The organism is Sporomusa sp. 246TCP1 (assembly GCF_057319775.1).
Genome location: NZ_CM170492.1, coordinates 1,760,738 through 1,773,825, shown reverse-complemented (window position 1 = coordinate 1,773,825; position 13,088 = coordinate 1,760,738). Strand labels below are relative to the sequence as shown.

Genomic DNA, 13,088 nt, shown 5'->3' with positions numbered 1-13,088 from the left:
GGCAAGGTATGACCTCTTCTTTGGGGATGTTTTCTAATCTAACGTAACATCCTTTGTTTCTGGTACCAGGAAAAATACATTCACTGCGGCTGCCACATACATAAAGGCCAGGATTACCAGGGCGCCGTTGAGAGTATACTTGGCTGCCAGCATACCGATAATAACCGGGGCAAAACCGCCGACAGCCCGGCCTGAATTAAAGATAAAGTTTTGCGCTGTAGAGCGGGCGTCGGTAGTGTAATGCTCGGATAATAGTGCACCATAACCGGCCATCATTCCATTGCAGAAGAAGCCGAGGAGGGCGCCGCCGATGAGAAGGAAAATCGGATCGTTCAAAATGGAGTATATCCAAACAGCCGCCGCTGAACAAATATAGAATGTAATATAGGCTGGTCTTCTGCCCACGCGGTCAGCAAATTGTCCAAAAAGGTAAATGCCGATAACCATTCCGATTACCGTGACAACCATCCAGGTAGTCGTTTTATTGAGCGAGAGGTTATGCTTTTGCATCAAGATAGTTGGCAGCCAAATCATAATGCCATAATAACCGAAGTTTTGGACACTGGTCATTACTGTGAGTGCAAAAGTAGTTATGGATTTTCTTTTGTTGGCAAAGAGATGAGCAAGCGGAAACTTGTTAGCCTTATTCCAAAATTCTTTTTCAGAATCGGAAAGTTCTTCATTATTAGCTAATTTTTTAGCGACTGTTTCTTTCATTATTTTGCGGTTAACCCAAATATCAGGTTCAGGAAGTCCGCGCCGTGCCCAGGCAGCAAATAAGGCTGGTAACACGCCAATCGCAAAAAGACCTCTCCAGCCGAAATGCGGTACTACCATAGCTGCGAGAACGGCGGCCAATACTGCACCTAACTGCCAGCCAATAGCTACACCGGCAGTCGCCCGCGCCCGTTTGGCAGCAGGCCAGGTTTCGGCAACAAGCGTCATGCCGATGCCGAATTCTCCTCCAAGACCTAATCCAGATAGAAAACGGTAGATATTCAGTTCAGTTAGGGAACTTGCTATTGCGCACAGTCCTGTAAAAATTGAAAAAAGAATAATTGTAAGTGCGAATACTTTTACTCGGCCTATGTAGTCGGCCATAATGCCAAAAATATAACCGCCCATGACTGCCCCGATCAACGTATAGGTCGCAATTAAGCCGGCATCAACAAAAGACAAGCCGAATTCCTTTATTATGGCGGTCATCACAAAGGATAGAATCAGCATATCCAATCCATCCATGGCATACCCCGCTATCGAGGCATACATCACTTTCCAGCGGCGTTTCCAGGTGGCTTCATCCTCACCCGAAAACAAATTTTGCTTGCTTTGCAATTCCACTTTTTCTCCTCCTTGTTTCATCAAAATAATATATTAACAAAATGTAATCTTTAACGGCTTGCTCTACCATCAAAGATTACATTTCCGTTAACTAAAGTAAGCCAAACACTGCCTTTTACCCTGACTCCGTGGTAGGGTGTATTACGACTCTTTGAAAAAAAAGCATTTTTGTCGATTGTCCACTCCCGAAGCGGATCAATAATACAGACATCTGCGGCTGCTCCTGCTGCCAGCGTTCCCCCGGGAAGACCAAAGATTTGTGCCGGATTGCTGCTCATGCGCTTAATCAGCCAGGCAGGTGATTTGCCTTGCTCATGCACAAGTTTAGTAAGTAAGGTAGGCAGCGCTGTTTCAAAGCCAACAATTCCATTGGCCGCTAAGTCAAAAGTCACATTCTTGTCATCCAGGGCATGTGGCGCGTGATCGGTGGCAATCATATCCACTGTCCCATCGTCCAAGCCGCGAATTAATTCAGCAATATCCTCGTGGGTGCGTACAGGCGGAGCCATTTTGGCATTTGTGCCTTGATGGGGAACATCGGCTAATGAAAGCGTTAAATGATGGGGACAAACTTCTGCTGTTACATTAAGTCCTTCTTTTTTTGCCCGGCGAATCAACTCAATACTGTTTGCTGTACTCAAATGCTGAAAATGTACTTGTCCGCCGGTAACACGCAAGATCTCGAGATCGCGCGCTATAGCGGCAATCTCATTAACCGGCTCATAGGCAGTCGGCCAATACGATTTTAAGGTTGCATCTTCCTCATGGAGCGAAAGAACGACCTTTAACTTTCTGGCTAACTGTAAAGCTTGATACAATACCGAAGCACGATCAATATACAGCCCATCATCGGAAAATATCCGAACCCCTGCAGCCGCCAGCGTAGCCATATCACAAAGGTCACGTCCTTTTAAATCCTTGGTGACGCTGGCAGCCTGAATAACATGTACGACTGCTTTTTCGGCAATAAGTTTCTGGATTTTGTTATACACACTGAGCTTATCCGGAACAGGATTGAGATTAGCCATGGCTACAATTGTTGTGAAACCACCGTGAGCGGCAGCTTTGGTGCCAGTTTCAATTGTCTCTTTGTGTTCAAAACCCGGTTCGCGCAAGTGACAATGAACATCAATCAATCCCGGCACCACCCACTTGCCGGTACAATCAAAACTACTAACTCCCTCGCAAGACAATTTTGGAGCGAGAGCAGCTACTCGACCCTCAGAAATTAGAACATCTGCAGGACCATCGATACCTTGGGCCGGATCAATAACCCGGCCATTTTTCAGGAGTATTGGCTCTGCCAATTTTATGATTTTTTCTTCTTCCATTATGACACCACCTTCCGTGCTTTAACTAAAATATCATCCTACTGCTCGGCGGGTTTCATATCATTTAGGATACTGGCGGCTACTTCACGAGGATTATCTGCTGATAAAATCGGGCGACCGACAACTAAATAGTTTGCGCCCACCTTCAGCGCCTGCGCCGGTGTGGCAGTCCTCATTTGATCACCCTGCTCATCAGGAAGAAGGCGTATGCCTGGTGTAACAATCAAGAAGTCCGGCCCGCACAAGGCGCGAATGGCTCCAGCCTCCCGGGGAGAGGCAACAACACCGTCAAGTCCTTCTTCCTTACACATGACTGACATCCGCAGTACTGACTCACGTATGGGACTCTGGTAGCCAATTTCAACCCAATCACGCTCGCCGATGCTTGTCAAAACTGTGATAGCCAGCAGTTTGGGACGCGGTCGATTGGTTTTACCGGCCCATTCATCTGCTGCCCCAATCGCTGCCTTAATCATCTTTGATCCGCCTGCTGCATGTAAGGTAAGAAATGCCGGTGAAAATTGACAAAGGGTTGTTACTGTTCTGGCTACCGTTGTGGGAATGTCGTGCAGCTTGAGATCGAGAAATGTTTTCTTGCCGCGACCGGCGATTTGCGCCAATACTGCGTGACCCATTCCATAAAATGCTTCCATCCCAACCTTGTAATATTGCACAAGTTCTCCTAATGAATCTACCACACTAATGGCCTGTTCTGTTGTAGGAACATCGAGTGCAACAATAAGTCGATTTGTTATGTTTTCCATGTATACCCATCCTTTCCCTTCATGTTATATAAAATACACTTGCCCCAAATAAATAGGTGAGCGTTTGGTCTGCATAGGGTTTTACTATACAAAATACTAAACTCTCACCTAAAATTAAGAACTTTATGCATCTGTATCCCTAATCGCAACCGTAGTTCCGGATGGCGGTTAATTAAATTATATGCTTTTTGGAGTGACTCTTGCCGGCCACTTTCTATCTGAAGAAAGATCCTTCCTTCTGGTACAATGTGCTTGCTGATAACATCAATGCTAAATTCGTCATCCACTACATATTTCAATTCATCTGCCCGGCAAGCCAAAACAAATCCATTAGCGGGTTTTGGGGATGCAGTAATCCAATCAATCCCCCATTCAACCGGTATTGGATTTGTGCCATTAGTTTCTATAGCGACGTACTTACCTAATTTATGTAATGCCTGTACTAATGGTTCAAGATTGTACAAGGACGGTTCTCCGCCGGTAATAACAACATGATGATGAGAAAAACACTCAGCAGCTACTATCTCATCAACATTCATCCATTTTGATTTGGACAAATCAAAGGAATACCCGGTGTCACACCAGGAGCACCTCAGATTACAGCCGGCAACCCTAATAAAGGTTGCTCCCTTACCCATATGATAGCCTTCGCCTTGAAGACTACTAAATATTTCGATTATCGGATAAAGGATGTCAATTTTCCTCAATTATTACTTACCTGCCTTTGTTTCAAGATATTTTTTCAAACCAGCATTCCGTAGTTTGCATGCGGGACATTCGCCACACCCGTCTCCGATGATGCCATTATAACAGGTAAGTGTATGCTGACGAATATAATCCAATTTATCTAATTTATCGGCTAACGCCCATGTAGCGGCCTTATCTATCCACATCAATGGAGTATGAATGACAAACGGGTAGTCCATTGCCAGATTTAAAGTAACATTCATTGATTTGACAAAAACGTCACGGCAGTCGGGATAACCACTAAAATCAGTCTCACAAACCCCGGTAACAATATGACGAATCTGCTTTTGTTTGGCAGCTACTGCTGCAAATGACAGGAAGAGTAAATTACGACCATCTACAAATGTTGTTGGCAGTTGTCCGTTTTCACCGGCTTTTATTTCGATATCACTTCTGGTTAGCGCATTAGGAGCCAACTGATTCAGCAAGCTCATGTCTAAAACCATATGAGGTATATTAAAATCACTGGCAATAGCAGCAGCACACTCTATTTCCTGTTTATGTCTTTGGTTATAGTTAAACGTAATCGCTGCTACTTTATCAAAGTGTTGCATCGCCCAGAACAGACATGTAGTGCTGTCTTGTCCACCACTGAAGACTACTAGTGCTGCTTTTGACATTAATTTTTACCCCCTGATATGATTAGTTGGGTTACTTTTTCTGATCAAATACTAAGAATGGTCAAAAGTGACAGTAAAAAACCAAAAACTCCTACCCTCGGTCAAAAGAGTAGGATAACGGCATAGAAGCCAAGGATTTTTACTATCATGATTATAAAGAAGGGGATTCCAAGATGGAATCCCAAACTTTTTTGGTCGGAGCGACAGGATTTGAACCTGCGACCCTTAGTCCCCCAGACTAATGCGCTACCAAACTGCGCTACGCCCCGATTTTTTTGTCTTCACCATTAGCAATTGATACCTAGTATCTGACTGACAAAATTCATTGTACCCAATTTAGAGAAAGATGTCAACCCTAAATGCCAAAAATCTTATGGAAACACACACTATTTTTCATCTTTTTCTGTTGAAACTACCAATTCTTCTGCCATTATTTGAAACCCAATGCTTAGAGCCAATTTTAACGAGTTAACGTTCAAAGAGTCGATCCAATATATAGGTAGTACATCATTTTCCAAACACCATTTTGCAGCTTTTGAGACTACTAATCTGCCATAGCCAAAGTTTCTATATTCCGGCACAGTATTAACAACAATATTTCCGCCATTAAAATCAATATTTGACACTATTGCCAAAGACAATATTTGATTTTGGTGAACATGTCCGGTCAAGGGGACGGGATTATCGACATAACAGTGTTTTAGTAAGGTAGAACGAAGGTTGGTATGCAAGAAATACGCAAATGTCGGCAACCCCATACCTGTGACACCCCTATGCTCAATGATGAATGATTTCTTGCAAATTAAGCAGGAAATCTCCGCCGGGTAGAGAAGCTACCCAATGTCAGCTCAAACAGAGAAAATTGCAGCAGCCAACATAATTGATATAAAAAATATTGGTGTAGAACTATATTGATACGCGGTTATTCTTAGAAAAGAATAGAATGGCAAAGTTAGATTATCTGGTTAGCGTACAATCTTTCCCGTTTCGTGAGCAGACTCCAATATACCATTTGGGAGAGCTGGCAAAAATACCTAATTACTCAAAATTGGGAATAGTTAAAAGTGAATATTAGAAAGGACGGAAAACGTATGCCAGTTGAAAGCAAAACGAATAGTACCGAAGAAATGTCTTTTGAGATTACCATTCCGCTTGATTCGGAAGATACAGTCCAAGAGAAAGTGCTGCGAAAAAAAATGGCTGAATTCTTCGCGTCCAGTCAAAGGTAAACAAGGGGACAGGGATTTTGTTTTCAAAAATAACATCTTTTTAGTTTATCTATTCTGAATAAATGATATTATTTTTGTAGAAAACTTCAAAACACGGTCCCTGTCCCTCTGTTTTTTTCGGCACAGTATTAACAACAATATTTCCGCCATTAAAATCAATATTTGACACTATTGCCAAAGACAATATTTGATTTTGATGAACATGTCCGGTCAAGGGGACGGGATTATCGACATAACAGTGTTTTAGTAAGGTAGAACGAAGGTTGGTATGCAAGAAATACGCAAATGTCGGCAACCCCATACCTGTGACACCCCTATGCTCAATGATGAATGATTTCTTGCAAATTAAGCAGGAAATCTCCGCCGGGTAGAGAAGCTACCCAATGTCAGCTCAAACAGAGAAAATTGCAGCAGCCAACATAATTGATATAAAAAATATTGGTGTAGAACTATATTGATACGCGGTTATTCTTAGAAAAGAATAGAATGGCAAAGTTAGATTATCTGGTTAGCGTACAATCTTTCCCGTTTCGTGAGCAGACTCCAATATACCATTTGGGAGAGCTGGCAAAAATACCTAATTACTCAAAATTGGGAATAGTTAAAAGTGAATATTAGAAAGGACGGAAAACGTATGCCAGTTGAAAGCAAAACGAATAGTACCGAAGAAATGTCTTTTGAGATTACCATTCCGCTTGATTCGGAAGATACAGTCCAAGAGAAAGTGCTGCGAAAAAAAATGGCTGAATTCTTCGCGTCCAGTCAAAGGTAAACAAGGGGACAAAGGTAAACAAGGGGACAGGGATTTTGTTTTCAAAAATAAAAGGTAAACAAGGGGACAGGGATTTTGTTTTCAAAAATAACATCTTTTTAGTTTATCTATTCTGAATAAATGATATTATTTTTGTAGAAAACTTCAAAACACGGTCCCTGTCCCTCTGTTTTTTTGTAGTACTCAATCTAAGCATTCTCCTGATTTTATAATTATCAAATCTTTTATTTAAAAAATTATTTACTATTATTATGAGGCTTTCAACTTATAAAGGATGAGGATACATCACCTCTTGTTTATGCAGACATAAATCCAAAACGATGTTAAAAAGAGTTGCTCTTGAGGCAACCCTTTTTGTGTTATGGTTTTTTCCCAAACCACTTCTCATAAATCTTGTCATATTCGCCATTTTGCTTAATTTCATCAAGGGCATTGTTAACTTTTTCAATCATCTCAGTATTGTCCTTCTTCACAGCAATACTACAATATAATGCCTTATGGACATCGCCGACCATTTTAGCGTCTTTTGAACCGCCACCGTTCTTCAGATAATATGCATTTACCGGAACGCTGTTGACTACTGCATCCACGCCACCAGTTTTTAGCTCTAAGTTAGCTTCTGAGGTATTGTTAAACTCGCGAATAGTAGCATTAGGCACTTTTTTAGCTTCCGTCGCTCCGGTTGTACCAATTTGCACACCAATTTTTTTACCTTCAAGATCATTCCAATTCATTATGGTATTATTGTCAATTCGAACTAAAATATTTTGTCCTGACTCATAATACGGTTTAGAAAACAATACTTTTTGGGAACGTTCTTCTGTAATTTGCATAGCGGAAACAATCGCATCAATTGTTCCTGAATTTACCGCTGGAATGAGGCCATCAAACTGAGTACTTATGATCTGAGTTTCATAGCCAGCTTTTGTAAACACCGCCTTGGCTAAATCAATATCAAAACCAATATACTCCTGGGTTTTTTCATCCTGAAATTCGAAGGGTGGAAAAGTTGTTTCTGACCCGATCGTAACAATTTTTTTACCAGAATTAGTGGGCTCTGCCTGTTTTTGTTGACCACATCCAGTAAGCACCGTTAATGACAGTAAAAAAGCCGCTAATGTAAAACACATCACTAATTTTTTTAACATAGTTAACCCTCCCTCTATTTAATCAAAATGGTAATATTGTACACATTATTACATACTATTCCTGTCTATGCAACGCCTTCCTACGGTGAACTTCAATCTATTAATTGCCAAAATTTTTAGCTAACTGACGTTCTGTTAAATAAACAGTAAGTCACTCAATATATATTTTCGATACGCTAGAACTACAATTATAAAGTAAGCCCCCGGCTCACTTTATGCCGAGGGTTACTTATATTTTAGAATAACCGAATGGAATTGTGAAAAATCAATAATTAGAAACTATACTCTAACTGAGCAAAGAAGTTTTTCTTGTCTTTATCCTTATACCAATCATCTTTAGCTTCTAAGTCGTTGTATTGGAAAGTAAAGATACCATTACGGAATACAGTGTACTCAACACCAAATTCAGCACCTTTGACATTATCTGAATTACCGAAATACCAGTCTCCCTGGCTACCACTGTCAAGCGTAGTTAATTGACATAAATCAAAACCAAGATCAGCCTCTCTATAACCAATCCATGCTCCCAAGGAACCTACTTTGTCTTTCTTAGCACCTGCATATTGGATTTTGGCCATCCAAGCTTTTGCTTTTTCGCCGTCGTCGGTATACCAGTCTTTTATACCATCGGAGTCATTTTGGCCGTATTCACCACTAACAGTGAAATTTTTGATACCAGTATAGTTTAAGCCGACAGATGTGCTTTTATAAGCACTCTTGCCAAAATAATCGTCGTTCATTTTTAGGTAAGACAATGAAACATGCAAATTATTATTTACTTTTGCATCAATATTTGCAACCTGAAAATTTCCATCTATATCCTCGTCGGGCCAATAATAATTTGTTCCCGAAACTTTGAAAGCTCCTACACTAACTTTCACATCTTTACCACCGCTTACCAACAAACCATCGCAATTACCTTCGATATCTGCAAGCAGGCCTTGCCCCAGCCAAATGGGCTGACGACCAAAACTATAATCTAAACTGCTGACTTTGCCAGTAATATAGGCGTGTGTAAGGTTTGAAGTTGCCGAAGCTCCCCATTCACTTTCCGCTTCATACCGGCCATGGAAGGTTACATTTTGGTCTATCGGTGCTTCCATATTTAAACGAAAGCGAGTTGTACTATTGTTGCCATTTTCTGCATATTCAGAAGGACTTTGAACATTATCTTGATCATTATGCCTTACACGTACTTCACCGGTGAATTTTACTTTGGAGGCGTTCTTTTCAAGGTTATCAACACGGACGCCAAGATTATTGAGTTCTGTACCAAATTCAGCTTTTAGAGCTTCAATCTCCTTTTGGGATGCAGCGTCAGCTTTGTCACTGTTAGCCATTGCTTTGGCAACTATAGTAGCAACTTCATAACGGGTAAGGGTTTTGTCACCATGGAAGGTGCCATCGCCATAGCCGGAAATTACGCCAGCTTGAGCAAGTTTGTTGATGGAATCATATGCCCAGTGTTTTGCAGGTACATCGACGAAGGGATTAGCAGGAGCAGCCAAGGCAGTTCCTGCTATGCTCATTGCAAATACTGCTGCAAGAGCCATAGCTGTTTGTCTTTTCATTGTGTTTTCCTCCTTAGACTTCAAAGCTTATTTTTTGAGCTACCTAAAGAGAGATGTTTGTAAGTGTCCATGTTTCCTTACACTGCTCTCAGAATTTTGCTCATTGGGATATTATTCTATATAATCTAACATATTCCTGCTTAAAACAACAAAAAACGCCCACCCGAAGGTAGACGATTGGAATAGTCGTTTGGGTATAGCTCACCCCTACTTTTGGAGTATGGTAATCTTCCAGGGGACAGGTCGTTGGCTTGTCCCAAAAACTTTGGCAAGGCCAATTATAGTTATCACGAGATGTTATGCCACTAGCTTTTGGGACAGTACACTTGTCCCCGTCCTTCCAGCCTCCAGAATTTTAACTTGCCCTTAGATCCCGGTGTTGCTGGCATTGCGCACACGCTCCTTTTAATTCCGACTAATTACACACGAGTTCATCATCCTATTTGTGACCTTCAATCTATTAATTTCCAATTTTTGGGCTAACTGACATTCTGATAAAACTCGACTTTTTAAAACACCCATAATGGCAAAGGTATGGTATTGTGTATACCATACCTTTGCCGGAATAACTTCTTGGTAATCCTTGGCGACCGCGTACGTTAGCTGCTCTTGGTAGTTACCATGCGATGCGGCGGATAAAAGATTAGATAAGGTTTGTCCTGGACAAGTTTTGAAAACTGCTCTTACGCTGCGGTTCTTCTTCAATATGGATTACCTCATCAATATAGGTGAAATCCGGCTGGTCCCATTTCCTATGTTGTACGCCATATAGGTACTGCTGACCCAAATCGTACATCAGTAGATACTGTTGCCCATTTTCATCAATGAGCAGTTTAAACTGGACTTGTTTAAGCTCTACACATTCGAATTTATTACCTGGTGTATACACCATTACCATAATGAAATACCCTCCCTTTTTGGTATGGAGGCTCTATGCCCTCCTGTAATCACCCATAAATAAGACTTAACTTCAGGTGGAGTTCTAATCCCATATTGAAGTTTATCATCAGATCATGGGAAATTTTACAGGAGGAAATTAAAAAGGATCACAAATGCAGGATTATTCACCCTACACATGCGATCCAATCGATACTTGCAACAGTATCAAGATACAAAGAGATACAACCAAACCTGTATCTTGGTATGAATCAAGCGAATATTGCATGCAGTCGCACAGCTCTCTGTTTTTCGCGACAATCATTACAGCCGAATTGTCAAAACTTGTAATCAAGCTGGCAAACGGGTATAATAAGATTGTCGTCGTGAACAGTTCGCTGTTACGTGTAGGTGTTCGGGCACCTGCTCGTGCCTATAGGTGGTGAGACACCTATAGGACACGGCGACTCTACTTTTTAATTTCCATCCTTTTCTAATAGTAGTACTTTTTTACACAGAATGCAAGTATGTGAATACAAAAAAATCGTTTTCCATACTGCTCAACCAGTAGGTTCATTAGAAACCTGCTCGTAGAGCCTCTCACAAGCATATCTATCCATGGTCTTGTTGCTCAATCTAAATGTTTTCATTAGCATTTAACGAATATTCGAAGGTCATTAATACCACCAAGTTTAAGCAGGCATTTGATTGTAATTGTTTTTTACCACTTATTAATTCGTCTATGAAAATAAACCGTTCTTCGATACCTGAGTGTCAATTGACACTCGTAAAAGCCTAAATCTAATTAAATTTATAGGCATCCAAAACTTTCTTTCTAAAGCAATTCAAAGCGTACGAATTTCCTAATTATTTATCTCCACTCCACAGAGGCTTGCTTCCGTCTGGGGATATAGTGATATTGGTAGCGGGGCTTGCCTAGGACCATTGCGCCAAGCAGAACGTGGTCCGCCGGCAGAGCTAACGATTTTTGCAGAGTTTCTGACTGAACAGCCAAACGCTGAAATCCTCCAACCCAACATGCCCCCACACCGTACGCTGCGGTAGTAAGTTCAAGATATGTTAATGCAATCACCGCATCCATAGGCGCAAATTGGTAATCCTTATGAGCATGCACTAGCACTAAGTGAGGCGCATCGTGACAAATCACATCTTTGCCTTGCCTCCACGCCTCAACATAATGCTCATACCACTTATAGTCAGGAAGAATAGTGTCACATGATCCTAGCTTTTGCTTAATCCAATCAATCGCTAATGCTACCAGCGAATGAACTTGTTTACGGTCATAAATCACTAACCAGTGCAATGGACGCAAATTACCTGCCGAAGGCGCGAACCGTACAATATCAATTAGTTCTTTCATGACGGTAATATCAACCGGTCCTTCTTTAAAATGTCGGATGGAGCGTCGTCCCCGCAGGTGTTGTTCTAATTGCGCCAGTGATACTTTCAGTTCGTTAAGCAAGACAGTATTTTCTCCGGGAAGATCATTTTCCAGCTTAATAGCTCCTTGCTGACAACCTGCTTCGCAGTGACCGCAAGCCCAACAGCTTGCTTCCATATTAGGAACAATTGACGGTACGGGTTTCGCTTCCGATTTATCTATTCCTATTATTCTGAACGGACAAATTTTGACACACATCCCACAAGCGATGCATTTCTCCCTGTTAATTGTTAGCAAAATTATAACCCCCTTTATTATTAGACCGGTCGTCTATAAAATTCTTATATTGGCACTTCTATGTAGACGTTTCCATTAGGCTAGAAGATTATCAAATATTTGTTCCAGAAAAATATCTAAGGGTTTTATATCTTGATTGATTTGCATACTGGTAAGTGCTCCCTGCCAGGCGGCGCCTATAAACTCAGCAAGAGATTGAGGGCTATGAGTAGACGAAATTTCTCCCTGGGCTTGAGCCTCAGCAATAATGCCGGCAATAACTTTCACCTGACGTTCAGCTTCTTTTTTCATAGCAATACGAATTGCTTCACTAGCTTTAGCCATCTCTGTACCCAGATTTCCAATCAAACACATAGCGTTACAGCCATGTTGCGCCCGATAGTCGCGTCCAAAAATGAACAGTTTATTTAACTTCTGCTTGGGTGACAAATTCTGATCATTGTAAACAGACATTGTTATATCAAAGTTTATTCGCCCATAATATTCCACAATAGCGACGCCAAAATCTTCCTTTGAGCGGAAATAATAATAAAATGATCCCTTGGGAACACCCGCTGCTGTTAAAATCGCCTGCAGACCAGTTGCATTATAACCTTTGGCAAGAATAATTTCAGATCCAGTTTCAATTATTTTCTGTTTTGTGTCATTGTTTTTCATAATTATATATTAGACCGGTCATCTATTAGTTGTCAAGCAGAGAAGAGGCATCATGTAATAATTATCCTAATCTTTGCTAAGTAACAAATCTCATCCCATTCTTATCTATATTATTCTCAAAATTAGATACTATATTTTTCAGGACAGAAATTAACCGAATCTTTTAATCCTTTGATAAATATATTTGGTCTACGGTGTCTGATTCAATACACTACCACCGTCCCCCTGTCCTTCTGCTTTTCTTTTATACCTCGGCTAGACATTTAAAACTAAATCGGTTAACCTAATAATATATGGTATTTTTTTCAAAAATGTTAATTAATTATTTTGAGG

At 40.9% G+C, this 13,088-nt stretch carries 14 protein-coding genes and 1 tRNA gene; 2 read left to right on the top strand and 13 right to left on the bottom strand.

Translation table 11 applies throughout. The features are described 5' to 3' along the window. Positions 1-33: 33 nt before the first annotated feature. From AC1ECB_RS08830 to AC1ECB_RS08800, 7 genes are all read right to left on the bottom strand, one after another. Positions 34-1,341 carry an MFS transporter gene (locus tag AC1ECB_RS08830; RefSeq protein WP_485668355.1) on the bottom strand — a complete coding sequence of 436 codons (1,308 nt, stop codon included), beginning with the start codon at positions 1,339-1,341 and terminating at the stop codon, positions 34-36. Positions 1,342-1,391: 50 nt separating this feature from the next. Next, positions 1,392-2,672: a dihydroorotase gene (locus AC1ECB_RS08825; RefSeq protein ID WP_485668354.1), complete on the bottom strand. Its 1,281-nt coding sequence runs from the start codon at positions 2,670-2,672 to the stop codon at positions 1,392-1,394. Positions 2,673-2,710: 38 nt separating this feature from the next. Then, the gene (gene pyrF, locus AC1ECB_RS08820) at positions 2,711-3,436 is read right to left on the bottom strand and encodes an orotidine-5'-phosphate decarboxylase (protein WP_485668353.1); all 726 of its coding nucleotides are present in this window, start codon (positions 3,434-3,436) and stop codon (positions 2,711-2,713) included. Positions 3,437-3,540: 104 nt separating this feature from the next. After that, positions 3,541-4,143, bottom strand: coding sequence for a 7-carboxy-7-deazaguanine synthase QueE (locus AC1ECB_RS08815; protein WP_485668352.1), 603 nt, complete (start codon positions 4,141-4,143; stop codon positions 3,541-3,543). Positions 4,144-4,146: 3 nt separating this feature from the next. After that, a complete protein-coding gene (queC, locus tag AC1ECB_RS08810; RefSeq protein WP_485668351.1) occupies positions 4,147-4,803 on the bottom strand; it encodes a 7-cyano-7-deazaguanine synthase QueC in 657 nt (218 codons plus the stop codon). Between the two features lie 192 nt (positions 4,804-4,995). Further along, positions 4,996-5,072: transfer RNA gene (locus AC1ECB_RS08805), tRNA-Pro, on the bottom strand. A 117-nt stretch (positions 5,073-5,189) separates the two neighbouring features. Next, a complete protein-coding gene (locus AC1ECB_RS08800; protein ID WP_485668350.1) occupies positions 5,190-5,561 on the bottom strand; it encodes a GNAT family N-acetyltransferase in 372 nt (123 codons plus the stop codon). 333 nt (positions 5,562-5,894) lie between these two features. On the opposite strand from AC1ECB_RS08800, the gene AC1ECB_RS08795 reads away from it, so the two are divergent. Then, a complete protein-coding gene (locus AC1ECB_RS08795) occupies positions 5,895-6,032 on the top strand; it encodes a hypothetical protein (RefSeq protein ID WP_485668348.1) in 138 nt (45 codons plus the stop codon). 49 nt (positions 6,033-6,081) lie between these two features. Here the strand turns inward: AC1ECB_RS08795 and AC1ECB_RS08790 are convergent, their stop codons facing one another. Then, positions 6,082-6,333 (bottom strand): hypothetical protein, encoded by a 252-nt coding sequence (locus tag AC1ECB_RS08790; RefSeq protein ID WP_485668349.1) that lies wholly within the window; start codon positions 6,331-6,333, stop codon positions 6,082-6,084. Positions 6,334-6,666: 333 nt separating this feature from the next. Between AC1ECB_RS08790 and AC1ECB_RS08785 the strand changes: the two genes are divergently transcribed. Then, positions 6,667-6,804 (top strand): hypothetical protein, encoded by a 138-nt coding sequence (locus tag AC1ECB_RS08785; protein ID WP_485668348.1) that lies wholly within the window; start codon positions 6,667-6,669, stop codon positions 6,802-6,804. Positions 6,805-7,163: 359 nt separating this feature from the next. On the opposite strand, the gene AC1ECB_RS08780 is transcribed toward AC1ECB_RS08785, so the two are convergent. The 5 genes from AC1ECB_RS08780 to AC1ECB_RS08760 form a co-directional block, all read right to left on the bottom strand. Next, positions 7,164-7,952, bottom strand: coding sequence for a basic amino acid ABC transporter substrate-binding protein (locus AC1ECB_RS08780; protein ID WP_485668347.1), 789 nt, complete (start codon positions 7,950-7,952; stop codon positions 7,164-7,166). A 272-nt stretch (positions 7,953-8,224) separates the two neighbouring features. Next, the gene (locus tag AC1ECB_RS08775) at positions 8,225-9,523 is read right to left on the bottom strand and encodes an S-layer homology domain-containing protein (protein ID WP_485668346.1); all 1,299 of its coding nucleotides are present in this window, start codon (positions 9,521-9,523) and stop codon (positions 8,225-8,227) included. 643 nt (positions 9,524-10,166) lie between these two features. After that, the gene (locus AC1ECB_RS08770; protein ID WP_485668345.1) at positions 10,167-10,421 is read right to left on the bottom strand and encodes a hypothetical protein; all 255 of its coding nucleotides are present in this window, start codon (positions 10,419-10,421) and stop codon (positions 10,167-10,169) included. 849 nt (positions 10,422-11,270) lie between these two features. After that, on the bottom strand, positions 11,271-12,098 hold the full coding sequence (locus AC1ECB_RS08765) for a nitroreductase family protein (protein ID WP_485668344.1): 828 nt from the start codon (positions 12,096-12,098) through the stop codon (positions 11,271-11,273). Positions 12,099-12,173: 75 nt separating this feature from the next. Next, positions 12,174-12,755: a TetR/AcrR family transcriptional regulator gene (locus AC1ECB_RS08760; RefSeq protein ID WP_485668343.1), complete on the bottom strand. Its 582-nt coding sequence runs from the start codon at positions 12,753-12,755 to the stop codon at positions 12,174-12,176. Positions 12,756-13,088: the final 333 nt, after the last annotated feature.